Below are 23,253 nucleotides of genomic sequence, written 5' to 3'. Positions count from 1 at the left end.
GTCTAGCGCGGGATATTCAGCAGGTCCAGGTGCTCCGGCAGGATCTCTTCACCGTCACAGACCAGCAACGCGAAGTGGATGACATTTTCCAACTCGCGGGTATTTCCAGGCCAGGCGTGGGCTTCGAGCGCGTGCTGCGCAGCCTCGCTGATCAGCGGCACAGCGCGCTGTTGCCGCACGCTGTAGATGCCGACGAAATACTCGGCCAGCGGCAGGATATCGCCACGCCTTTGGCGCAGCGGCGGCAGGTCCAGCGCGCCTTCGCGCAGGTACAGGTAAAGCCTCTCGTTGAATCGACCGGCCTTCACCACTCGCGCCAGATCGACGCTGGAGGCAGCGACCAGGCGTACATCAACCGCCTGCGGTTGCTGGGCGCCGACCCGGGTGACTTCACGGGTCTCGAGGGCGGCAAGCAGCTTGCCCTGAACAGCCAGCGGCAAGTCGGCTATCTCGTCCAGGTACAAGGTGCCGCCATTGGCCGACCCGAACCAACCGGCTCGACTGCTGGCGGTTCCACCATGGGCGCCGGCGCTGTAGCCGAACAGTTCGGCATCGGCATAGGTGGGACTGATGGCCGCGCAGTTGACCGACACGAACAGCCCGCTGCGATCACTGGCCCGATGGACCTGACGCGCCAGCAATTCCTTGCCGGTGCCGGTTTCACCCCGTATCAACACTGGCAGCGGTTGGGGGGCCAGTCGCTCCAGCGCCTGACGCAAGGCCTGCGAACGAGGGTCGATGAACACCAGCGCCTTGGCACGGATGCTCAGGGGGCTTTTGTCCAGTTCAGGAAAGGTCAGCAGCGGCTGGCCAAATGGGTTTTGAAGGGTCATGACGAACTCCCGCCCCAGACCTGCGATGGCCGGGCGTCAGGTGCAGCGGTAATCGGTAGGGTCGCTCAGGCGCGGCGCAGTGCGCGCTGTTCGACCCGGCTTTGCAGGCGGTACAGGTAGGCGAAGCCCTGCTCCCAGCGCTCATGTCCGGACTTCACGTTGATATGTCCGGCGTTGGCCAACAACCCCGCTTCGGCACCCCAGGCGCGAGCCAGGTACAGCGCACGGGGCACGCTCACCGCCGGGTCATTGTCGGAGCTGACCACCTGGCTGGGGAACGGCAGTGCCTGCAGCGGGATAGGCGCAAAGTTGCGCAGTGCCGGCGCACAGGTAGGGCGCTCGACATCGGCGGGCGCCACGAGCAATGCACCGCGCACTCGACGTAGCAGGGACGGGCTGGCGTGTGCAGCCCAATGGGCCACGGTAATGCAACCCAGGCTATGGGCAATGAGAATCACCGGCGAGCGTTCAGCGGCGATGGCCTGCTCCAGTGCTTGAACCCAATCATGGCGTTGCGGGGTCAGCCAGTCGTGCTGTTCGACCCGGGCACTGTTGGGCAAGGTACGCTGCCAGTGACTCTGCCAGTGGTTGTCTGGCGATCCTTGCCAGCCCGGCACAATCAGGTAACGAATCGACTCATTGCGCATGGGGACGCCTCCAGTAAGTTTGCGTGCTTGGAGACCAGTATAGGGAGGGAGTTATATTCGTAAAGGAATAAGAAGCTATTTATTAATAACCAAAATTACTGCCGTCCGTGAATGCAAAAAACCCGGGACATGCCCGGGTTCTTTGTTTCTGGCGGCTCAGATATCCGCCACCTTCTGCCAAACCTTCGGCCGGAAGAACAAGGTCTCCCCACGGGCCAATCCGGTAAGGCTGTCGTGATCCTTGACCACCTCTGCCTCGATCAGCTCGCTCTGCCCCTCCACCTTCAAGGTCACCCGGGTCGTGGCGCCCAATGGGCGAATGTCCCGCACCTCTGCCGCGTGATGTCCTTCCGTCTCGTGCCGCGACAGCGACACCTCGTGCGGGCGGAACAGCACATGGTGGCCTTCGCTCAAGCTCAGGCGGTTGGAGTCACCCAGGAAGTGATAGACGAAATCGTTGGCCGGCTTTTCGTACACCTCACCTGGCGAGCCAATCTGCTCGATCACGCCCTTGTTCATCACCACGATGCGGTCAGCCACTTCCATGGCCTCTTCCTGGTCATGGGTGACGAACACCGAGGTCAGGTTGATGTCCTCGTGCAGGCGCGCCAACCAGCGGCGCAGCTCTTTACGGACCTTGGCGTCCAGGGCGCCAAATGGTTCATCGAGCAACAGCACCTTGGGCTCTACCGCCAGTGCGCGCGCCAGGGCGATACGCTGGCGCTGGCCACCGGACAACTGCTCGGGGTAACGGTCGGCCAGCCAGTCGAGCTGAACCATGTTCAGCAGCTCGTGCACCTTGTCGGCAATCTTGCTTTCGCTCGGACGCTCGCCCTTTGGCTTCATGCGCAGGCCGAAGGCAACGTTGTCGAACACACTCATATGGCGGAACAGCGCGTAGTGCTGGAACACAAAACCCACGTTACGGTCGCGCACATCGTGGCCGGATACGTCCTCGCCGTGAAACACGATGCTGCCCTGATCCGGGGTTTCCAGGCCAGCGATGATGCGCAGCAGCGTGGTCTTGCCGCAGCCGGACGGGCCGAGCAAAGCCACCAGCTCACCGCTGTGGATATCCAGGTTGATGTTGTCCAGGGCCTGGAAGCTGTTGAAGCGCTTGCTGACGTTACGAACTTCGATCGACATGAATTATTCCTCCGCTGCGCTTTGGCGCAGGCGGTTAATACGGTTCTCGCTCCACTGCTTGAGCAGCAGGATGAAGAGCGCCAGGATCAGCAGCAGGCTGGCCACGCTGAAGGCCGCGACGTGGTTGTACTCGTTGTAGAGGATCTCCACGTGCAGCGGCAAGGTATTGGTGACGCCGCGAATATGGCCAGAGACCACCGACACCGCGCCGAACTCGCCCATGGCCCGGGCGGTGCACAGCACCACGCCGTAGATCAGGCCCCACTTGATGTTCGGCAAGGTCACGTGCCAGAACATCTGCCAGCCGTTGGCACCGAGCAGGCGTGCTGCTTCTTCTTCCTGGGTCCCCTGCTCCTGCATCAGCGGGATCAGTTCACGGGCCACGAAGGGCACGGTAACGAAAATGGTCGCCAGGACGATGCCCGGAAGGGCGAACACGATCTGGATATCATGGTCCTGCAACCAAGGCCCGAAAAGGCCCTGTGCACCGAACATCAGCACATAGACCAGACCTGCGATGACCGGCGAGACCGAGAACGGCAAGTCGATCAGGGTGACCAGCAGGCTTTTGCCGCGGAAGGTGTACTTGCTCACGCACCATGCGGCGCTAACACCGAATACAAGGTTCAGCGGCACAGAGATGAACACCGCCAGCAGGGTGAGCTTGAGCGCCGACAGTGCGTCTGGCTCGAAGATTGCCTCGAAGAACGTACCGAAGCCATTCTTGAGTGCCTGCGACACCACGATGAACAACGGCAACAACAGGAACAGCGTGAAGACCAGCCAAGCCAGACCGATCAGTACCCGTCGCGAAGTAGCACTGCCACGACGGGCGGCGTTGGCGGCGGCAGCGGCGCCAATGGATGAACTAGACATGAGCCACGGCCTCCTTCAAGGGGTTTCGATGCGGCGCTGCAGCAGGTTGATCAGCAGCAGCAGGATGAAGGAAACCACCAGCATCAGCACGCCGATGGCCGTGGCGCCGGTGTAGTCGTACTGGTCGAGCTTGACCATGATCAGCAACGGCAGGATCTCGGTCTTCATCGGCATGTTGCCGGCAATGAAGATCACCGAACCGTACTCACCCACGCCACGGGCAAAAGCCAGGGCGAAACCGGTCAGCCAGGCGGGCAGCAGCGCTGGCGCCAGGATGTGGCGAAACACTTGTAGCGGCTTGGCACCCAGGCAGGCAGCGGCTTCTTCGACTTCACGCGGGATATCCGCCAGCACCGGCTGCACGGTGCGCACCACGAACGGCAGGGTGACGAAGGTCAGCGCAAGCGTGATGCCCAGCGGGGTGTAGGCGATCTTGAAGCCCAGATCGGTGGCGAACTGCCCTACCCAGCCGGCCGGTGCATACAAGGCCGTCAGGGCGATACCCGCCACCGCGGTGGGCAGGGCGAACGGCAGGTCGATCATCGCATCGATGATCTTGCGTCCCGGGAAGGTGTAGCGCACCAGCACCCAGGCCAACAAGGTGCCGATCACGCCATTGATGATGGCGGCGAACAGCGCAGTGCCGAAACTCAGCTTGAGCGCGGCAAGCACTCGCGGCGCGCTGACGATGTTCCAGAACTGTTCCCAGGTGAGCTGTGCGGCATGCACGAACATGGCGGCCAGTGGTATCAGCACTATCAGACTGAGGTACACCAAGGTGTAGCCCAGTGTCAGCCCGAAGCCGGGTATGACGGGGGAAATGCGACGCGACATAAATATCCCTGGTTTAACGCACTTGGCCCGGCAATTCTGCCGGGCCGGTGCAAGCTTCTGAATCACGCGGCCGCCGCCACAGGAGATCGCGATTCCTAATGGCAGCGGCCTCGTGTCGCGAAAGGGCTGCATAGCGGCCCCCGCGCTTTTTCATGACCCTTACTGTGCCTGATAGATCTGGTCGAATACACCGCCGTCATTGAAGAACTTAGGTTGTGCAGTCTTCCAGCCGCCGAAGTCCTTGTCGATCGTCACCAGTTCCAGTTTCGGGAACTGCTTGCCGAATTCGGCGGCCACCTTCGCGTCACGCGGACGGTAGAAGTTCTCTGCGGCGATCTTCTGGCCTGCAGGGCTATACAGATGCTTGAGGTACTCCTCGGCGATCTTCTCGTTACCCTTCTTCTGGGCGTTCTTGTCGACCACGGCCACCGGCGGCTCGGCCAGAATCGACAGCGAAGGCACGACGATCTCGAACTTGTCGCTACCGCCATCTTCCTTCAACGCCAGGAAAGCTTCGTTTTCCCAGGCCAGCAGAACATCGCCCTGACCATTGTTGACGAAGGTGATGGTCGAGCCGCGGGCGCCGGTATCCAACACTGGCACGTGCTTGAACAGCTCCTGCACATAGGCCTTGGCCTTGTCTTCACTGCCACCGGTTTTCAGGCCGTAGGCCCAGGCGGCCAGGAAGTTCCAGCGGGCGCCACCAGAGGTTTTCGGGTTGGGGGTGATGACCGAGACATCCTGCTTGATCAGGTCGCCCCAGTCCTTGATGCCTTTCGGGTTGCCCTTGCGCACCAGGAACACGATTGTCGAGGTGTACGGGGTGCTGGCATCCGGCAGGCGCTTCTGCCAGTCCTCGGGCAGCGACTTGCCAAGCTTGGCGACTTCGTCGATGTCTCCGGCCAGGGCCAGGGTCACCACGTCAGCGCGCAAGCCATCGATCACCGCGCGGGCCTGCTTGCCCGAGCCGCCATGGGATTGCTGGATCTTCACCTTGTCGTCCGGGTGAGCCTGCTGCCAGTGCTTGATGAATTCGGCGTTGTACTGCTGGTACAGCTCACGGGTCGGGTCGTAGGACACGTTCAACAGTTCGTAGTCCTTGGCGATGGCGGAACCGGCAAAAACAGCACTGGCCAGGGCGGCGAGCGCATAACGGCGGATGGACATGGTGAAGCTCCCGATTGGCATTTTTCTAGTTTTGAATGTGAATCGCGATCAGCCGGACTTGTTGCCAGGCTGCTGCAGGCGGAACTTCTCCTTGCGCTCGATCTGTACGACCTGCGCGTTGTGCACGGTTATCTCCACCGCACCGAAACGCAGATCGCGCAAGGCGCTCTGGATCTCACGCAGAATGGTGGCTTCGTCCTGACCGTCGATGCTACGCAGAGATGCACTCATGCTCGTTCTCCTTGGAGTGAGGTGCCGGGCAGAGGTTTGAAGGGGATGTACGCCTGGCTTGAGTGCAATAGTAGTGAGGTGGGTTTATTCTTAAAAATACTGTTTAAGAATTTTTATATAACCAAAATTAAGTCGCGATTTTACACGCGACAAAAAGCCTCGGTGGGAGCGGGCGTGCCCGCGAATGCGGCAGTGAATCCACCATCGCATTCGTGGGCATGCCCGCTCCCACAGGGTTTAATGTTGGGTTTTAGTGCTGTGTTCAGGCTCGCGGATCTTGTACCAGGCCACATACAACGCCGGCAGGAACAACAGCGTCAGCAGGGTAGCCACGATGATCCCACCAATCATGGCGTAGGCCATCGGCCCCCAGAACACTTCGCGGGCAATCGGGATCATGCCAAGGCTCGCCGCTGCCGCCGTCAGCAGAATCGGCCGGCGCCGGTGGTTGGTGGCCTCCACCACGGCATCCCAGGGCGAGAAGCCCTGCGCCTCGAACTCGTCGATCTGGGTCACCAGAATCACCGAGTTGCGAATGATGATCCCGGCCAGGGCCAGAATCCCCAGGATTGCCACGAAGCCCATGGGCGTGCCGGTGGGCACAAGGGCGATGATGACACCGATCAATCCCAGCGGTGCCACGCTCACCACCAGGAACAGCTTCTGCACACTGTGCAGCTGGATCATCAGGAAGGTCGCCATGAGGAACAGCATCAGCGGAATGACTTTGCGGATCGGCCCCTGCGCCTTGGCGCTTTCCTCCACGGTACCGCCGGTGGCCACCTCGTAGCCGGTCGGCAGTTTGCTGATGAATTCGTCGATGCTCGGTTTGAGCTGGGTCACCAGGTCGGTGGGCTGGATGTCGCCGGTCACCGAGGACTTGATGGTGATGGTCGGCTTGCGGTCACGACGCCACACCAGCGGTTGCTCCAGCTCATAGCGCACGGTGGCGAAGGCCAGCAGCGGAATGGAAGTCCCGTTGGGGCTGACGATTTGCAGGTTCTGCAGGGTATCGGGCGAGCCTCGTTCGCTGTCTTCGGCGCGCGCGACCACGTTCACCAGGTAGATGTTGTCGTTGACCTGGGTGATCTGCACGCCGCTGACGATGCTGTTCATCACATTGGCTACATCCTCGGACGAAAGCCCAAGCTGGCGTGCCTTGTCCTGGGCAATTTCGATGCGCATCACCTTACCGGGCTCGTTCCAGTCATAGATCATTTCACCGATATGCTCGTTGCGGTCGAGCAAGGTCGCCAGTTCGATGGCGTGCTTGCGCACCTGGTCGATGTCCGGGCCGCTGATCCGGTACTGAATCGGCCGCCCTACCGGTGGGCCCATTTCCAGCGACTGGACGTTGGTACCGATGCCGACGAACTCCTCGCGCAGTAGCTTTTGCAGGCGGTCCATCATGGCCTGGCGCTCTTCGAAGCCTTTGCTGACGATCACTAGCTGGGCGTAGTAAGGGTTCTGCAGTTGCTGATCGAGCGGCAGGTAGAAGCGAATGGCGCCCTGGCCGATATAGGTGCTCCAGTGCACCAGGTCCGGATCGTCCTTGATCTTGGCTTCCAGCCGGTCGACTACCTTGCGGGTCTCTTCGATCGAGGCATTTTGCGGCAGGTTCAGGTCGACCAGGATTTCCGGTCGGTCCGAGGAGGGGAAAAACTGGTTCTGCACGAAACGCTCGCAGAAGATGGCCAGGACGAACAGCAGCACGGTGCCGATGATGGTCAGCCAGCGGTTGCGCATGCACCACAGCAAGCCATTTTCGAAGGCCTTGCCCACCCGCCCCGGCTCGGCTTCATGGGGCTTCACCTGACTGCTGAGAATGTGCACACCCAACACCGGCGCAAAGAACACCGCCACCACCCATGACACCATCAGCGCGACGGCGATCACGGCAAACAAGGTGTAGGTATATTCACCGGCGGAACTGGCATTGAGCCCGATGGGCACGAAGCCCGCCACGGTCACCAAGGTGCCGGTCAGCATAGGAAAAGCGGTGGAGGTGTAGGCGAAAGTGGCTGCCTGCTCCTTGCTCTCGCCCATCTCGAGCCGCGTGACCATGACCTCCACGGTGATCATCGCATCGTCCACCAGCAGGCCCAGGGCGATGATCAGTGCACCCAGGGAAATCCGCTGCATGGTGATGCCGCTGTATTCCATGAACACGAACACCATCGCCAGCACCAATGGAATCGAACAGGCCACCACCAGGCCGGCACGCACCCCAAGGCTGACGAAGCTCACCCCCAGCACGATCACCACCGCCTCGAACAGGGCACTGGTGAAGCCACCGACAGCCTGCTTGACCACCACCGCCTGGTCGGAAACAGTGTGCACTCCGACCCCTATCGGCAAGTCTTCGACCACCTGATCCATGCGCTTTTTCAGCGCCGCACCAAACACCTGGATATTGCCACCGGCCTTCATGCCGATGGCCAGGCCGATGGCGGTTTGGCCGTTGTAGCGGAACATGGGCGATGGTGGGTCGACGTAACCGCGCTCGATGTCGGCAATGTCCGCCAGGCGGAAGAACCGGTCGTTGATGCGCAGGTTGACGGTTTCCAAGTCTTTCTCAGAGGCGAATTGCCCGGTGGTCCGCAGCGAAATGCGCTCCGGACCCGCCTCGATCACGCCCGCCGGCGTGACGGCGTTCTGCGATTGCAGGGCCTGCATGACCTGCCGCTGGTCTATGCCCAGCGCCGCCAGTTTGCGGGTCGAGAAGTTCAGGTACAGCACTTCGTCCTGGGTGCCGACCAGCTCGATCTTGCCGATATTGGGCACATCACGGACCTCGGCCCTGGCCTGCTCCACATAGTCACGCAATTGGCGCAGGGTGAGGCCATCGGCGGTGAAGGCGTAGATCGAACCGAACACATCGCCGAACTCGTCGTTGAAACCAGGGCCCTGGATACCCTGGGGGAACTGACCGCGTATGTCCTGGATCTTCTTGCGCACCTGGTACCAGATGTCCGGGATGTCCTTGGCCTTGGTGGTATCGCGAAGATAGACATAGACCGTGGACTCGCCGGGGCGGGTATAGCTCTTGGTGTAATCGAGCGAGTCGAGCTCCTCAAGCTTTTTCTCGATGCGGTCGGTGACCTGGTACAGCGTCTCGTCCTGAGTCGCCCCTGGCCAACGGGTCTGGATCACCATGGTCTTGATGGTGAACGAAGGGTCTTCCTCACGCCCCAGGTTGAAGTACGAAAAGATCCCCATCAGCAAGCCGACGAACATCAGGTACCAGACGAAGGACTGATGCCGGAGCGCCCATTCGGACAGGTTGAAGCTTCCTTTCATTGCGCGTCCTCATCGAAGGCGACCTTCTGGCCAGGCTTGAGACTGTTCACACCCGCCGTGACGACCCGCTCGCCGGGCTGAACGCCTGAGGCCAGAACGATGCTGTCGTGGGTGCGCTCGATCAGCTTCACGTCGCGGACAGCCACAGTCTTTTGCTGCGGATCGATCACCCAGACCTGCGGCTTGCCATCACGCTCGAGCAATGCGCTCAGGGGAAGTTCGCTGCGTGGCGTGATCGCCGAGCTCAGGGTCACGCTGATGGCAGTACCCAAATGGAAAGCCGCGGGCGTACTCGCCAAGGTCAGGCGTGCACGTCGTGTGCGGGTCGTGGCATCCGCCTGGGGCTCCAGTTCCCGTAGGGTGGCAGTGGTGCTGATAGTGGGATCGAGCTGAGAGGCCACGGTGAAGGTAACGCCCTCGCCGAGCTGGTCGGCCAGGCTGATCGGCAAGTCGATGACCGCCTCCTTGACGTCCGGGCGGGCCAGGGTGACCACGGCCTGACCGGCAGTGATGGTCTGCCCGGCTTCGGCCTGCCAAGCGGTGATGACTGCCGCGTGATCGGTGCGCAAGGTGCTGTAGTCGAGCTGGTCGCGAGCCTGGCTGACTGCCGAGCGCGCCTGCTCGAGCGCAGCGCCAGTCGTCTTGAGGTTGGTCTGGGCGATGTCCAACTGGGCCTGGGCGCCGACACCGCGATCATACAATTGCTGCTGGCGGCGGGCGTCGGCCTGGGCATTGATCCACTGCGCCTGCACCTTCGCCAGGTCGCCCTCGGCGGCACGCAACTGGTTTTGCTGGTCGGTCGGGTCGAGCGTGGCCAAGGTATCGCCTGGTTTCACCTGGGCGCCAACGTCCAGCCAGCGCCGGGCGATGCGACCCGAAACACGAAAGCCCAGGGTGCTTTCGAAGCGCGCCTGGATGCTCCCGGCAAAGCGCCCGAGCTGGGATTGCTCCAGCGGCTCGACCTTGACCGACAGTACTGGCCGGATCGGTTCAGCCACCTGTTGCTCATCGCCGCATCCGGCAAGCAGCAGGCCGGCCAATGGCAACAGCAGCAGGCGCTTCATAGCTCACCTCCTTCGGCCTTGGCGTCGATCTTCTCCACTTGCATGCCCGGGTGCAGCAGCTGCCCACCATTGACCACGACGGTCTCGCCGCTCTTGAGGCCGCTGGCGACCACGATCTTGCCGGTGAGGTAGCGGGTGACTTCGACCTTGCGCAGCTCGACCTTGTCGCCCTCGCCCACCACCCAGACCGCTGGCTCGTGCAGGGCTTTGGTCAGCGCGGCCCAGGGCAGCTCGATGCTCGGCCGGCCTTCAGCATTGGTGGTGGCGGTGACGGGTGCGCCCAGCTGCATGCCGGGCGGCACATCGCGCAGGCCTACCTTGACCTGTACCGTGCCGCTCTGCGCGGAGACGGTCGGGGTGATTTCCCGAACGAAGCCCCGCGCCTTCACCTTCGGGTTATCCAGCAGACTGACGATGACACCTGCATCGCTGGGCGGCGCTACCAGCAACGATTCATAGACGTTGAACACTGCATCACGGTCGCCATCCTGGGCGAGGCTGAAAATCGGCATGGTCGCCTGCACCACCTGTCCGACCTCGGCCTGGCGCTCGGTGATGACGCCATCGGCTTCGGACACCAACGCGGTGTAGCTCAGTTGTTCGTTGGCGTTGGCCAGTTGCGCCTGGGCGGCCTTCAGCGCGCTCTGGTTGCTGCGCAGGGCGGCTTCGGCGGAGTCGTATTCGCTCTGGCTGGTATAGCCCTTGGGCAGCAGCTTCTGTTGCCGGACGAACGCCGCGCTGGTCTGCGTGACCCGAGCCTGGGCAGCGAACACCTCGGCCTTGGCCGAGTCGACGTTGTTCTGCAAGTCTTTCGGATCCAGCCTCGCCAGCACCTGGTTGGCCTTGACGTGATCCCCCACATCGACGCTACGCGAGATGATCTTGCCGCCGACCCGAAACGACAGGTCAGTCTGCACCCGCGCCTGTACATCACCGGTCAGCGTGACCCTGGCGGCGAAATCGGTTGGTTGGACCTCCAGTACCCCCACCCGAGGCAGTACCTCAGGCGTTTCTTCCTTGCTACAGCCCGTGAGCATGTACAACAGCCCCAGGCAGACGACCGACAGCAGACGCGTCACCGTCATGCAGGCCTCCTGGCTTGCGCGCGAACGATTCTTGGGATGCGACTGTTAGCGTAGATCAGGCTTTGGGAAACGGCACTGATGGCAGGAAGGTGGGGAAATCATGGCGGCTTCGAGGGCGCCTTCGCGGGGAAACCTGCGCTTGCAGATTCCGCATGAGCCCATCGCTACAGAAAACCTGCCCATGATTGGCCTGTGCGGCGGGAGAAACGTTTGGCGCATGTTGCGTCAGCGACCCAACCCCTCTGGGATGCGGCTTGGCTTTGAGTCCCTGGTGAGGTCTTCGCGGGTGAACCCGCTCCCACAGGCTCAGTGCAGCCTGCATGAGACCTGTGGGAGCGGGTCACCCGCGAAGAGGCCGGTCAGGCCGACGCAGTGGCCGGAGCCGGGCGCCGCACCTGGGGCTGCGATACGTTCGCCGCCGCACCTTCTTCGATCGCCTGCTGAATCGCCTTGCGACGACGCTCTTCGGCCTGGCGGCTGAAGTACCAGACCAGGAAGGTTACCAGCGACACCGACAGCAGGATCAGGCTGGCCACGGCGTTGATTTCCGGCTTCACGCCCAGGCGCACCGCCGAGAACACTTCCATCGGCAAGGTGGTCGAACCGGGGCCGGACACGAAGCTGGCCAGCACCAGGTCATCCAGCGACAGGGCGAACGACATCATGCCGCCCGCCGCCAGCGAGGGCGCGATCATCGGGATGGTAATCAGGAAGAACACCTTCCACGGCTTGGCACCCAGGTCCATCGCCGCTTCCTCGATCGACAGGTCCAGCTCACGCAAGCGCGCCGACACCACTACCGCCACATAAGCCGCACAGAACGTGGTGTGGGCGATCCAGATGGTGACGATGCCACGCTCCTGCGGCCAGCCGATCATCTGCGCCATGGCCACGAACAGCAGCAACAGCGACAGACCGGTAATCACCTCAGGCATCACCAACGGCGCGGTCACCAGGCCACCGAACAGCGTGCGGCCCTTGAAGCGTGTCACACGGGTCAGCACGAAGGCCGCCAGGGTACCCAGCGCCACCGCTGCCACCGCCGTGTAGCAGGCGATCTCCAGCGAGCGCATCACCGAACCCATCAACTGGCTGTTGTCCAGCAGGCCAACGTACCACTTCACCGACCAGCCGCCCCACACCGTCACCAGCTTCGAGGCGTTGAACGAGTAGATCACCAGGATCAGCATCGGCAGGTAGATGAACAGCAAGCCGAGCACCAGCATCAGCTTGGAGAAACTGAAGCGCTTCATGCCCTGCCCTCCATTTCTTTGGCCTGGCTGCGGTTGAACAGCAGGATCGGCACGATCAGGATCGCCAGCATCACCACCGCCAAGGCAGATGCCACCGGCCAGTCACGGTTGTTGAAGAACTCCTGCCACAGCACCTTACCGATCATCAAGGTTTCCGGGCCACCCAGCAGTTCAGGAATCACGAACTCACCCACGACCGGGATGAACACCAGCATGCAGCCGGCGATGATGCCGTTCTTCGACAGCGGCACGGTGATCTTCCAGAAGCTGTTGAAGGTGCTCGAACCCAGGTCAGACGCGGCCTCCAACAAGCTCGGGTCGTGTTTGACCAGGTTCGCGTACAGAGGCAGGATCATGAACGGCAGGTACGAATAGACCACGCCGATATACACCGCCAGGTTGGTGTTGAGGATCTGCAGCGGCTGGTCGATCAACCCGGTCCACAGCAGGAAGCCATTGAGCAGGCCGTTGTTGCTGAGAATGCCCATCCAGGCATAGACGCGGATCAGGATCGCGGTCCAGGTCGGCATCATGATCAGCAGCAGCAGTACTGTCTGGGTTTCCTTCTTGGCGTTGGCAATCGCATACGCCATGGGATAGCCGATCAGCAGGCACAACAGCGTGCTGAAGAACGCCATCTTCAACGAACCCAGATAGGCCGAGATGTACAGCTCATCCTCGGTCAGCAGTCCGTAGTTGGCCAGGTTCAGCACCAGTTGAACCTTGTCTTCGACGTAGCTGTAGATCTCGGTGTACGGCGGGATCGCCACGTCGGCTTCGGCAAAGCTGATCTTCAGAACGATGAAGAACGGCAGCATGAAGAACAGGAACAGCCAGATGAAGGGCACGCCGATCACCAGATGCCGCCCCTCCGGGGTGATGCGCTTGAAGGCTCGCTTGAGCTTGCTCGGTTTCATGACCGCAGTACCACGCCGCTGTCGTCTTCCCACCATACGTACACTTCGTCGCCCCAGGTCGGGCGGGTACCCTGGCGCTCGGCGTTGGCAACGAACGACTGGACGACCTTGCCACTCGGCAGTTCGACGTAGAACACCGAATGGCCACCCAGGTAAGCGATGTCATGCACCTTGCCACGCGACCAGTTGTGCTCGCAGGTCGGCTGGGTGGTGGTGACCAGCAGCTTCTCCGGGCGCAACGCGTAGGTGATGTGCTTGTCTTCTACCGAGGTAGTGACACCGTGGCCGACATAGATTTTACGTTCGAGCTCCGGGCTTGCGATGATCGCGTGGCCTTCGGCGTCGTCGACCACCTCACCTTCGAACAGGTTGACGTTGCCGATGAACTCGCAGACCAGGCGGCTGGTCGGGGTCTCGTAGACGTCGATAGGGCTGCCGATCTGGGCGATCCAGCCCAGGTGCATGATGGCGATACGCTGGGCCATGGTCATGGCCTCTTCCTGGTCGTGGGTCACCATCACGCAGGTCACACCGACCCGCTCGATGATTTCGACCAGTTCAAGTTGCATCTGCGAGCGCAGCTTCTTGTCCAGAGCGCCCATCGGCTCGTCGAGCAGCAACAGTTTTGGGCGTTTGGCCAGCGAGCGGGCCAGTGCCACACGCTGACGCTGACCACCGGAAAGCTGGTGCGGCTTGCGCTTGGCGTACTGGGTCATGTGCACCAGCTTGAGCATCTCCGCCACGCGGGCTTCGATCTCGGCCTTGGGCATCTTGTCCTGCTGCAGGCCGAAGGCGATGTTCTGCGCCACGGTCATGTGCGGGAACAGCGCATAGGACTGGAACATCATGTTGATCGGCCGCTCGTAGGGCGGCATGTCGGTGATGTCGACGCCATCGAGGAAAATCCGCCCTTCGGTCGGACGCTCGAAGCCCGCCAGCATACGCAGGAGGGTCGATTTACCGGAACCGGAGCCTCCCAGCAGGGCGAAGATTTCACCCTTGCGGATTTCCAGGGACACATCGTCCACGGCTACCGTTTCGTCGAATTTTTTCGTGACCCGGTCGATCTTGACCAGCACCTGCTTGGGTTGCTGGCCACCCTCGAGGGCTTTTTTATAGGCACCGGAGGCAACTGCCATGAGTGAAACTCCCAACAAGATTTGTGTGCCCGCCCCGTCTGGCGCGGCAGGCCTGGATTGTTACTTGCCCGACTTGACCTTGGTCCAGCTGCGGGTCATCAAACGTTGCACCTTGGGTGGCAACTCACTGTTCACGAACATCTTGTCCAGCACTTCCTGCGGTGGGTAAACCGCAGCGTCAGTCCTCACGGCCTGGTCCATCAGGTCGCCAGCCTTGGGGTTCGGGTTGGCGTAACCGACGTAATCACTGACCTGGGCGATAACCTCAGGCTTCAGCAAATAGTTGATGAAGGCGTGGGCCTCTTTCACGTTCTTGGCGTCCTTGGGAATCGCCAGTACGTCGAACCAGAGGTTGCCGCCCTCCTTGGGAATCGCGTAGGCCAGGTTCACGCCTTTCTTCGCTTCTTCAGCGCGGGTCTTGGCCTGGAACACGTCACCGGAGAACCCTGCCGCGACGCAGATGTCGCCGTTGGCCAGGTCGGTGATGTACTTGGAGGAGTGGAAATACGTCACGTAGGGGCGTACCGCCAGCAGCTTCTTCTCAGCCTTGGCGTAGTCCTTGGCATCGGTGCTATTGGGGTTCAAACCCATGTAGTTGAGCACCGCCGGCAGCATTTCGTCCGCCGAGTCGAGGAAGGCCACACCGCACTTGGACAGTTTCTTCATGTTCTCGGGCTCGAACAGCACCGCCCACGAGTCGATGGTGTCCACGCCGAGCGCGGCCTTGACCTTGTCGACGTTGTAGCCGATTCCATTGGTGCCCCACAGGTACGGCACGGCGTACTGGTTGCCCGGATCGTTCTTTTCCAGGCGCTTCATCAGCGCCGGGTCCAGGTTGGAATAATCAGGCAGCAGGCTCTTGTCGAGCTTCTGGAACGCGCCCGCCTTGATCTGCTTGCCCAGGAAATGGTTGGACGGCACGACTACGTCGTAGCCGGTGTTACCGGCCAGCAGCTTGCCTTCCAAGGTTTCATTGGAGTCGAAGACGTCCTGCACCGGCTTGATACCGGTCGCTTTCTCGAAATCCGCGAGGGTGTTAGGGCCGATATAATCGGACCAGTTGTAGAAGTGCACCGTAGGCGCCGCTTGGACGCTGCATGCCAGCGTCAGGCCCGCTCCAGCCATCAAGGCCTTGCGTAAAACAGAAATAGACAAGTGGGTGGTCCTCACAATCAGTGCCTCGGTGACGGCTCGCTTCATGGGTACGAGCGCTGCCGCACACGTAAAACCGGCGCGCAACTTACCTTCGCAGCCTCGATGCCGCAATCATCAATTGCCTTTCACTGCCTCTGGGCCGGAAAGCCCCGGCCCAGAGGGTTCAGCATCAGGTTTACTTGCCCGACTTGATCTTGGTCCAGCTGCGAGTGATGACGCGCTGGGCGGCGGCTTCTGGAGCAGCAATCGCGTACAGCTGTTTCTTCACTTCGGCAGGCGGATAGATGCTTGGGTCGCTGGTGATGTCCTTGTCCACGAACTGGGTCGCGGCCTTGTTGCCATTCGGGAAGCGCACGGCGTTGGTGATCTCGGCCATGATCTCCGGCTGCATCAGGAAGTCCATGAACTTGTAGGCAGCGTCCTTGTGCTCGGCATCCTTCGGCATGGCGACCATGTCGTAGAAGGTACCGGCGCCTTCTTTCGGAATGACGTAGTCCAGCTTGACCTTGTCGCCCGCTTCATGGGCACGCGCCTTGGACTGCTCCAGGTCACCCGAGTAACCGACGGCGACGCAGATGTTGCCGTTGGCCAGGTCACCGATGTACTTGGACGAGTGGAAGTAGGTGATCGAAGGACGGATGCTCAGGAACAGGTCCTCGGCGGCCTTCAGGTCTTCCTTCTTGGTGCTGTTGGTCGGCTTGCCCAGGTAGTGCAGTGCGGCCGGCAGCATTTCGGTCGGCGCATCGAGGAAGCTCACGCCGCAGCTCTTGAGCTTGGCGATGTTCTCTGGCTTGAACACGGCGTCCCAGGAGTCGATCTTGTCGACGCCCAGCGCGGCCTTGACCTTCTCAGGGTTGTAGCCAATACCGATCGAACCCCACATGTAGGGGAAGGCGTATTTGTTACCCGGGTCGCTGGCATCGCCGACGGCCTTGAGCAGGTCTTCGTCGAGGTTTTTCCAGTTCGGCAGCTTGGAACGGTCCAGTTCCTGGTACACACCAGCCTTGATCTGCTTGGCCAGGAAGTTGTTGGACGGCACAACGATGTCGTAACCGGACTTGCCCGCCAGCAGCTTGGCTTCCAGGGTTTCGTTGCTGTCGAAGACGTCGTACTTGACCTTGATGCCAGTCTGCTTCTCGAACTTGGCGACCGTTTCCGGAGCGATGTAGTCCGACCAGTTGTAGACGTTCAGGACTTTGTCTTCAGCCTGCACAGCGGTGGCCATGGCACCCATCAGGGCTGCGGCCAGCAACGTCTTGCCCATTTTCTTCATGCGTCATGCTCCAGATTTTTTTGATTAGCCATCCGTTCAGCTGCCAGGTCCCGCAGTACACGCGTTGGGCGACTGAAACAGTCGCTAGTCTGGCAAGTTCCAAGGCGCTGTTTCAAGGAAAGCAGAGCCTTGTCCGCAACTAATGTCACAACGCTAGCCTAGCAGGCGCTCACTTGATCGCTTCATAGGTCAGGTCCAGGCACTTGCGCGCCTTCTCTACCAACTCGTCCACCTCTGCATGGCTGATGACCAGGGGCGGGGCGATGATCATGGTGTCGCCGACCGCACGCATGATCAGGCCGTTCTCGAAGCAGAAGTTGCGGCAGATCATGCCTACGCCCTTGCCTTCGTAACGGCTGCGGGTGGCTTTGTCCTTGACCAGCTCGATCGCACCGAGCAGGCCCAGGCCGCGCACTTCGCCAACCAGCGGGTGGTCTTGCAGCTCTCGCAGACGCTTTTGCAAGTAGGGTGCCACATCTGTGCGAGCCTTCTCGACGATCTTCTCGTCGCGCAGGATGCGCAGGTTTTCCAGGCCCACCGCCGCCGCAACCGGGTGGCCGGAGTAGGTGAAGCCGTGGTTGAAGTCACCACCTTCGCTGAGCACCTGGGCGACCGTGTCACGCACGATCACACCGCCCATGGGGATGTAACCGGAGGTCAGGCCCTTGGCGATGGTCATCAGGTCTGGCTTGAGGTCGTAGTAGTCCGAACCGAACCACTCGCCGGTACGGCCGAAACCGCAGATCACTTCGTCGGCGACGAACAGGATGTCGTACTTGGCAAGGATCTCCTTGACCTTCGGCCAGTAGGTCACTGGCGGAATGATCACGCCGCCAGCGCCCTGAATCGGCTCGGCGATGAAGGCCGCGACGTTGTCTTCGCCAACCTCCAGAATTTTCTTCTCCAGTTGCTCGGCAGCCCAAACCCCGAATTCATCAGGGGTCATGTCGCCGCCCTCGCCGAACCAGTACGGCTGAGGGATGTGCACGATGCCCGGGATCGGCAGGCCGCCCTGCTCGTGCATGCCGCTCATGCCACCCAGGCTTGCACCGGCGACAGTGGAGCCGTGGTAACCGTTGATGCGGCCGATGATGGTCTGTTTCTGCGGCTTGCCCTTGAGCGCCCAGTAATGACGGACCATGCGCAGCACGGTGTCATTGCCTTCGGAGCCGGAACCGGTGAAGAACACATGGGTCATGCCCTTCGGCGCCACGTCGGTAATGGCCTTGGCCAGCTCCAACGCAGGTGGGTGGGCGGTCTGGAAGAACAGGTTGTAGTACGGCAGTTCTCGCATCTGCTTTTCTGCCGCCTGCACCAGCTCTTCACGGCCATAGCCGACTGCAACGCACCACAGGCCAGCCATGCCGTCGAGGATCTTGTGCCCCTCGCTGTCCCACAAATGCACACCCTGCGCCTTGGTGATGATGCGCGGCCCTTTCTCCTTCAACTGCTTGTAGTCAGAGAAAGGTGCAAGGTGGTGCTCGCCGCTCAGGGTTTGCCATTCACGGGTTTGCGGGTTGTTGACGCTCATGTGCCTCTCCATTTTCCAGCGGCCGCCCTTGAGCGGCCTCAGGGTTGATCAGACAGCGAACAGCAGGAACTCACGTTCCCAGGAGCTGATGACGCGTTTGAAGTTTTCATGCTCGGCGCGCTTGGTGGCGACGTAGCCGGTGATGAATTTCTTGCCCAGGTACTGGGTCAGCGCGCGGCTGATTTCCATACGCTCAAGGGCATCCTCGATGGTCAGCGGCAGGCGCAGGTTACGCCGCTCATAGCCTCGGCCCACCACCGGTGCGCTGGCTTCGATACCTTCGACCATGCCGATGTAGCCGCACAGCAGGCTCGCCGCGATGGCCAGGTAGGGGTTCGCATCAGCACCGGGGAGGCGGTTTTCGACACGCCGGCTCTGTGGCCCGGCATCCGGCACCCGCAGGCCAACCGTGCGGTTCTCTTCGCCCCATTCGACGTTCACCGGCGCCGAGGTATCGGGCAGGAAACGACGGAACGAGTTGACGTTGGGAGCGAACAGCGGCAGCGCTTCGGGAATGAATCTCTGCAAGCCACCGATGTGGTGGAGGAACAGCTGACTCATGCTGCCGTCTTCATTGGAGAAGATGTTCTTGCCGGTGTGCACGTCAACCACGCTCTGGTGCAAGTGCATGGCACTGCCCGGCTCGCCGGTCATCGGCTTGGCCATGAAGGTCGCGGCCACATTGTGCTTGAGCGCCGCCTCGCGCATGGTGCGTTTGAACACCAGGATCTGGTCGGCCAGGTGCAGGGCGTCGCCATGACGGAAGTTGATCTCCATCTGCGCCGTGCCGTCTTCGTGGATCAGCGTGTCGAGGTCCAGCTGCTGCAGCTCGCACCAGTCGTAGACATCTTCGAACAGCGGGTCGAATTCGTTGGCTGCCTCGATGGAGAACGACTGCCGACCGGTTTCCGGGCGGCCCGAACGGCCCACCGGGGGCTGCAGCGGGAAGTCCGGGTCTTCGCTACGCTTGGTCAGGTAGAACTCCATCTCGGGCGCGACGATCGGCTGCCAGCCCTTGTCGGCATAGAGTTTGAGCACTTTTTTCAGGACGTTGCGCGGCGATAGTTCGACCGGGTTGCCCTTCTTGTCGTAGGTGTCGTGAATGACCTGGGCGGTTGGCTCGATGGCCCACGGCACCAGGAACACGGCGTTCTCGTCCGGGCGGCAGATCATGTCGATGTCGGCAGGATCGAGCAGTTCGTAATAGATGTCGTCGTCGACGTAGTCGCCGGTCACGGTTTGCAACAACACGCTCTCGGGCAGGCGCATGCCTTTTTCGGCGATGAACTTGTTGGTGGGCGATATCTTGCCGCGCGTGATGCCGGTCAAGTCGCTGATCAGGCACTCGACTTCGGTGATCTTGTGCTCTTTCAACCAATCGGTGAGCTGGTCGAGGTTGTTACTCATAAATACCTCAGGAGGTAAGGTGGTCCGCGCTCTGATTCTGGATGGAGTACATTGCTAAAGCAAAAACCCGCGCGCAGGACCGCAGTGGATACACTGGAAACAGGCGTATCCGTAATGAGTTCGATGGGCAGAAAGGCGAAAAGAGGTGCGATAGACCGCTACGGGGCGTGGTCCGCGAAGGCCAGGCGTCAATTATTGCGGCCAGTGCAGCCGACCAATCGTCGGGGCGCGCAAATAGGACGGAGATACCCGATGGTGCTGCACTGGCAGCACGTACAGGTCGCGACAAGCGGACCATGTGACCCTCGTATTATTGTGTTCTGGGTTGAGACCGAGCTTAGCCTTGTTCATTTTTTTACACAACACCTCCGTAAAAAATAAAACACGGCGTGTCGGAGATAGCCCTTCGCAGCGGAAATAGCGGATAATGGATTGCCCCGATATGCAGCAAATCTGCCGTCGATGTGCCATTTCAGGGCATCATGGGGTTGGCTTGACATCAGTATGTCTTTTCGATTGACTGGACCTGCAAGCCCCCCTTGATTGATATTTTTAACAACAAAGGTGTTGCATCATGTCGGTACCCCCGCGTGCCGTTCAGCTTAACGAAGCGAACGCGTTCCTTAAGGAACATCCTGAGGTTCTCTACGTTGACCTTCTGATTGCAGATATGAATGGTGTGGTTCGTGGCAAGCGAATCGAACGCACCAGCCTCCACAAGGTTTACGAGAAAGGCATCAACCTGCCGGCCTCCCTCTTCGCCCTGGATATCAACGGTTCCACCGTTGAAAGCACCGGGCTGGGCCTGGACATCGGCGATGCCGACCGCATCTGCTACCCGATTCCCGGCACCCTCTCCAACGAACCCTGGCAGAAGCGCCCCACCGCTCAGCTGCTGATGACCATGCACGAGCTCGAAGGCGAGCCGTTCTTCGCCGACCCGCGCGAAGTGCTGCGTCAGGTAGTGAGCAAATTCACCGAGATGGGCCTCACCATCTGCGCAGCCTTCGAGCTGGAGTTCTACCTGATCGACCAGGAGAACGTGAACGGCCGTCCACAGCCACCGCGTTCACCCATTTCGGGCAAGCGTCCGCAGTCGACCCAGGTGTACCTGATCGACGACCTCGACGAATACGCCGACTGCCTCCAGGACATCCTCGAAGGTGCCAAGGAGCAAGGTATTCCGGCCGACGCCATCGTCAAGGAAAGCGCCCCGGCGCAGTTCGAAGTCAACCTGCACCACGTCGCCGACCCGCTCAAGGCCTGCGACTATGCCGTGCTGCTCAAGCGCTTGATCAAGAACATCGCCTACGACCATGAAATGGACACCACCTTCATGGCCAAGCCCTACCCGGGCCAGGCAGGCAACGGCCTGCATGTACACATCTCCGTGCTGGACAAAGATGGCAACAACATCTTCACCAGCGAGGATCCCGAGCAGAACGCCGCGCTACGTCACGCTGTCGGCGGTGTGCTCGAGACCCTGCCCGCGTCCATGGCGTTCCTCTGCCCGAACGTCAACTCGTACCGCCGCTTCGGCGCCCAGTTCTACGTGCCGAACGCGCCGAGCTGGGGTCTGGACAACCGCACCGTGGCCCTGCGCGTGCCGACTGGCTCGCCAGATGCCGTGCGCATCGAGCATCGCGTTGCCGGTGCCGATGCCAACCCGTACCTGATGATGGCGGCCGTCCTGGCGGGCGTGCACCATGGCCTGACCAACAAAATCGAGCCAGGCGAGCCGATCGAAGGCAACTCGTACGAGCAGCTGGAACAGAGCCTGCCGAACAACCTGCGCGATGCCCTGCGCGAGCTGGACGACAGCGAGATCCTGAACAAGTACATCGATCCGAAGTACATCGACATCTTTGTCGCGTGCAAGGAAAGCGAGCTGGAGGAGTTCGAGCACTCGATCTCCGACCTCGAGTACAACTGGTACCTGCATACCGTGTAAACGAAAACGCCGCCCACAAGGGCGGCGTTTTTCATTGCGGGCCGCGAAGCCGGCAAGCACAGGCTTACAGGGATTTCTCGAAAATCTTCGAATTGCGCTGATAGTTGTACAGCGAAGCTCGCGCCGCCGGCAGCCGCTCGACCCCACTGGGCGCGAACCCACGCTCGCGGAACCAGTGCGCGGTACGCGTCGTCAACACGAACAAGGTATTCAACCCCAACTGCCGCGCCCGGCTCTCGATGCGCTCCAGCAACTCGTCCCCGCGCCCGCCATGGCGGTACTCTGGGTTGACCGCCAGGCACGCCAGTTCGCCCGCTTCGGAATCGGCTATCGGGTACAACGCCGCACAGGCGATGATCATGCCCTCACGCTCGACCACGCTGAACTGCTCGATCTCCCGCTCCAGCACCTCGCGCGAACGACGTACCAGAATGCCCTGCTCTTCCAGCGGACTGATCAACTCCAGCAAGCCGCCGACGTCGTCGATGGTAGCCTCGCGCACCACCTCGAACTGTTCCTGGGAAACCAGCGTACCGCCACCCTCACGGGTGAACAGCTCGGTCAACAGCGCGCCATCTTCGGCATAACTGACGATATGACTGCGCGCCACGCCCCCCTTGCACGCCTCGGCGGCAGCATCGAGCAACTCGCCCTGGTAATCGCTGCCCAGACGGGCCAAATGCGGTGCGACCTGTTGCGGGCGCAGCTCGCGCACCAGCTTGCCGTTCTCGTCCAGCAAACCCGGTTCGGCGCCGAACAACAGCAGCTTGTCAGCACCCAATTCGATGGCCGCCCGGGTGGCGACGTCTTCGCAGGCCAAATTGAAGATTTCACCCGTAGGCGAATACCCCAGGGGCGACAGCAGCACGATGGAGCGCTCGTCGAGCAAGCGGCTGATGCCCTTGCGGTCGATCCGACGCACTTCGCCGGTGTGGTGGAAATCGACCCCTTCGAGTACGCCGATCGGCCGTGCGGTGACCAGGTTGCCGCAGGCCACACGCAAGCGCGAGCCCTGCATCGGTGAGGCGGCGATATCCATCGACAGCCGCGCCTCGATGGCAAGACGCAAGGCGCCGACTGCATCGATCACGCAGTCCAGGGTGGCCGCGTCAGTGATGCGCAAGCCGCGGTGGTAGTGCGGCGTCAGCCCGCGAGCCGCCAGGCGGCTTTCGATTTGTGGACGCGAGCCATGCACCAGTACCAGCCGCACGCCAAGACTGTGCAGCAGTACCAGGTCATGGACGATATTGCCGAAGTTCGGGTGCTCCACACCATCGCCGGGGAGCATGACCACGAAGGTGCAATCGCGATGAGCATTGATGTACGGGGAGGCATGACGCAGCCAGTTGACGTATTCGGGCATGACAGGGCCTGTGGATAAAGTGGACGGAGAACGGTGGATCACACGGCGTTCAGGATCATCGTCGGAACAGGCTTGCGGTCA

General features: G+C 61.2%; 19 protein-coding genes. 1 reads left to right on the top strand and 18 read right to left on the bottom strand.

Annotation, left to right across the window (positions count from 1 at the left end; genetic code table 11):
- Positions 1–2: 2 nt before the first annotated feature.
- The 17 genes from H620_RS0109240 to H620_RS0109160 form a co-directional block, all read right to left on the bottom strand.
- Complete coding sequence (locus H620_RS0109240) at positions 3–833, bottom strand: sigma 54-interacting transcriptional regulator (RefSeq protein WP_023382932.1); 831 nt, start codon at positions 831–833, stop codon at positions 3–5.
- A 65-nt stretch (positions 834–898) separates the two neighbouring features.
- Positions 899–1,480, bottom strand: a complete 582-nt coding sequence (locus tag H620_RS0109235) for an alpha/beta hydrolase (RefSeq protein WP_023382933.1) — start codon at positions 1,478–1,480, stop codon at positions 899–901.
- A gap of 156 nt (positions 1,481–1,636) precedes the next feature.
- On the bottom strand, positions 1,637–2,626 hold the full coding sequence (locus H620_RS0109230; RefSeq protein WP_023382934.1) for a sulfate/molybdate ABC transporter ATP-binding protein: 990 nt from the start codon (positions 2,624–2,626) through the stop codon (positions 1,637–1,639).
- A 3-nt stretch (positions 2,627–2,629) separates the two neighbouring features.
- On the bottom strand, positions 2,630–3,502 hold the full coding sequence (gene cysW, locus H620_RS0109225) for a sulfate ABC transporter permease subunit CysW (protein WP_023382935.1): 873 nt from the start codon (positions 3,500–3,502) through the stop codon (positions 2,630–2,632).
- Positions 3,503–3,517: 15 nt separating this feature from the next.
- A complete protein-coding gene (gene cysT, locus H620_RS0109220) occupies positions 3,518–4,336 on the bottom strand; it encodes a sulfate ABC transporter permease subunit CysT (RefSeq protein ID WP_023382937.1) in 819 nt (272 codons plus the stop codon).
- Positions 4,337–4,495: 159 nt separating this feature from the next.
- Positions 4,496–5,503 carry a sulfate ABC transporter substrate-binding protein gene (locus H620_RS0109215; protein ID WP_023382938.1) on the bottom strand — a complete coding sequence of 336 codons (1,008 nt, stop codon included), beginning with the start codon at positions 5,501–5,503 and terminating at the stop codon, positions 4,496–4,498.
- Between the two features lie 48 nt (positions 5,504–5,551).
- The gene (oscA, locus tag H620_RS0109210; RefSeq protein ID WP_016489716.1) at positions 5,552–5,734 is read right to left on the bottom strand and encodes a sulfur starvation response protein OscA; all 183 of its coding nucleotides are present in this window, start codon (positions 5,732–5,734) and stop codon (positions 5,552–5,554) included.
- Positions 5,735–5,971: 237 nt separating this feature from the next.
- Positions 5,972–9,034, bottom strand: coding sequence for an efflux RND transporter permease subunit (locus H620_RS0109205; protein WP_023382941.1), 3,063 nt, complete (start codon positions 9,032–9,034; stop codon positions 5,972–5,974).
- A complete protein-coding gene (locus H620_RS0109200; protein WP_023382942.1) occupies positions 9,031–10,098 on the bottom strand; it encodes an efflux RND transporter periplasmic adaptor subunit in 1,068 nt (355 codons plus the stop codon). Before H620_RS0109200 ends, H620_RS0109205 begins: the two co-directional genes overlap by 4 nt.
- Positions 10,095–11,183: an efflux RND transporter periplasmic adaptor subunit gene (locus H620_RS0109195; protein WP_027907215.1), complete on the bottom strand. Its 1,089-nt coding sequence runs from the start codon at positions 11,181–11,183 to the stop codon at positions 10,095–10,097. The genes H620_RS0109200 and H620_RS0109195 overlap by 4 nt, the downstream gene beginning before the upstream one ends.
- A 359-nt stretch (positions 11,184–11,542) precedes the next feature.
- Positions 11,543–12,436 carry an ABC transporter permease subunit gene (locus tag H620_RS0109190; protein WP_023382944.1) on the bottom strand — a complete coding sequence of 298 codons (894 nt, stop codon included), beginning with the start codon at positions 12,434–12,436 and terminating at the stop codon, positions 11,543–11,545.
- Complete coding sequence (locus tag H620_RS0109185) at positions 12,433–13,353, bottom strand: ABC transporter permease subunit (RefSeq protein WP_023382945.1); 921 nt, start codon at positions 13,351–13,353, stop codon at positions 12,433–12,435. The genes H620_RS0109190 and H620_RS0109185 overlap by 4 nt, the downstream gene beginning before the upstream one ends.
- A complete protein-coding gene (gene potA, locus H620_RS0109180; protein WP_023382946.1) occupies positions 13,350–14,492 on the bottom strand; it encodes a polyamine ABC transporter ATP-binding protein in 1,143 nt (380 codons plus the stop codon). The genes H620_RS0109185 and potA overlap by 4 nt, the downstream gene beginning before the upstream one ends.
- A 60-nt stretch (positions 14,493–14,552) precedes the next feature.
- Positions 14,553–15,647, bottom strand: coding sequence for a polyamine ABC transporter substrate-binding protein (locus H620_RS0109175; RefSeq protein WP_023382947.1), 1,095 nt, complete (start codon positions 15,645–15,647; stop codon positions 14,553–14,555).
- Between the two features lie 175 nt (positions 15,648–15,822).
- Complete coding sequence (locus tag H620_RS0109170; protein WP_027907214.1) at positions 15,823–16,920, bottom strand: polyamine ABC transporter substrate-binding protein; 1,098 nt, start codon at positions 16,918–16,920, stop codon at positions 15,823–15,825.
- 169 nt (positions 16,921–17,089) lie between these two features.
- A complete protein-coding gene (locus H620_RS0109165; RefSeq protein ID WP_023382949.1) occupies positions 17,090–18,451 on the bottom strand; it encodes an aspartate aminotransferase family protein in 1,362 nt (453 codons plus the stop codon).
- A gap of 48 nt (positions 18,452–18,499) precedes the next feature.
- Positions 18,500–19,858, bottom strand: a complete 1,359-nt coding sequence (locus tag H620_RS0109160; RefSeq protein ID WP_023382950.1) for a glutamine synthetase family protein — start codon at positions 19,856–19,858, stop codon at positions 18,500–18,502.
- Between the two features lie 574 nt (positions 19,859–20,432).
- On the opposite strand from H620_RS0109160, the gene H620_RS0109155 reads away from it, so the two are divergent.
- Positions 20,433–21,809, top strand: a complete 1,377-nt coding sequence (locus H620_RS0109155; RefSeq protein ID WP_016712594.1) for a glutamine synthetase family protein — start codon at positions 20,433–20,435, stop codon at positions 21,807–21,809.
- A 64-nt stretch (positions 21,810–21,873) separates the two neighbouring features.
- Here H620_RS0109155 and argA read toward each other — a convergent pair whose 3' ends face one another.
- Positions 21,874–23,172, bottom strand: coding sequence for an amino-acid N-acetyltransferase (gene argA / locus H620_RS0109150; RefSeq protein WP_023382951.1), 1,299 nt, complete (start codon positions 23,170–23,172; stop codon positions 21,874–21,876).
- Between the last annotated feature and the right edge of the window lie 81 nt (positions 23,173–23,253).

The organism is Pseudomonas taiwanensis DSM 21245 (assembly GCF_000425785.1).
Classification (GTDB): domain Bacteria; phylum Pseudomonadota; class Gammaproteobacteria; order Pseudomonadales; family Pseudomonadaceae; genus Aquipseudomonas; species Aquipseudomonas taiwanensis.
This window is presented reverse-complemented; position numbering and strand designations above follow the sequence as displayed.

Excerpts from the sequence above, each read along its gene's own strand:
- H620_RS0109240 (WP_023382932.1), bottom strand. The coding sequence starts at position 833 with ATGACCCTTCAAAACCCATTTGGCCAGCCGCTGCTGACCTTTCCTGAA.
- H620_RS0109235 (WP_023382933.1), bottom strand. The coding sequence starts at position 1,480 with ATGCGCAATGAGTCGATTCGTTACCTGATTGTGCCGGGCTGGCAAGGA.
- H620_RS0109230 (WP_023382934.1), bottom strand. The coding sequence starts at position 2,626 with ATGTCGATCGAAGTTCGTAACGTCAGCAAGCGCTTCAACAGCTTCCAG.
- cysW (WP_023382935.1), bottom strand. The coding sequence starts at position 3,502 with ATGTCTAGTTCATCCATTGGCGCCGCTGCCGCCGCCAACGCCGCCCGT.
- cysT (WP_023382937.1), bottom strand. The coding sequence starts at position 4,336 with ATGTCGCGTCGCATTTCCCCCGTCATACCCGGCTTCGGGCTGACACTG.
- H620_RS0109215 (WP_023382938.1), bottom strand. The coding sequence starts at position 5,503 with ATGTCCATCCGCCGTTATGCGCTCGCCGCCCTGGCCAGTGCTGTTTTT.
- oscA (WP_016489716.1), bottom strand. The coding sequence starts at position 5,734 with ATGAGTGCATCTCTGCGTAGCATCGACGGTCAGGACGAAGCCACCATT.
- H620_RS0109205 (WP_023382941.1), bottom strand. The coding sequence starts at position 9,034 with ATGAAAGGAAGCTTCAACCTGTCCGAATGGGCGCTCCGGCATCAGTCC.
- H620_RS0109200 (WP_023382942.1), bottom strand. The coding sequence starts at position 10,098 with ATGAAGCGCCTGCTGCTGTTGCCATTGGCCGGCCTGCTGCTTGCCGGA.
- H620_RS0109195 (WP_027907215.1), bottom strand. The coding sequence starts at position 11,183 with ATGACGGTGACGCGTCTGCTGTCGGTCGTCTGCCTGGGGCTGTTGTAC.
- H620_RS0109190 (WP_023382944.1), bottom strand. The coding sequence starts at position 12,436 with ATGAAGCGCTTCAGTTTCTCCAAGCTGATGCTGGTGCTCGGCTTGCTG.
- H620_RS0109185 (WP_023382945.1), bottom strand. The coding sequence starts at position 13,353 with ATGAAACCGAGCAAGCTCAAGCGAGCCTTCAAGCGCATCACCCCGGAG.
- potA (WP_023382946.1), bottom strand. The coding sequence starts at position 14,492 with ATGGCAGTTGCCTCCGGTGCCTATAAAAAAGCCCTCGAGGGTGGCCAG.
- H620_RS0109170 (WP_027907214.1), bottom strand. The coding sequence starts at position 16,920 with ATGAAGAAAATGGGCAAGACGTTGCTGGCCGCAGCCCTGATGGGTGCC.
- H620_RS0109165 (WP_023382949.1), bottom strand. The coding sequence starts at position 18,451 with ATGAGCGTCAACAACCCGCAAACCCGTGAATGGCAAACCCTGAGCGGC.
- H620_RS0109160 (WP_023382950.1), bottom strand. The coding sequence starts at position 19,858 with ATGAGTAACAACCTCGACCAGCTCACCGATTGGTTGAAAGAGCACAAG.
- H620_RS0109155 (WP_016712594.1), top strand. The coding sequence starts at position 20,433 with ATGTCGGTACCCCCGCGTGCCGTTCAGCTTAACGAAGCGAACGCGTTC.
- argA (WP_023382951.1), bottom strand. The coding sequence starts at position 23,172 with ATGCCCGAATACGTCAACTGGCTGCGTCATGCCTCCCCGTACATCAAT.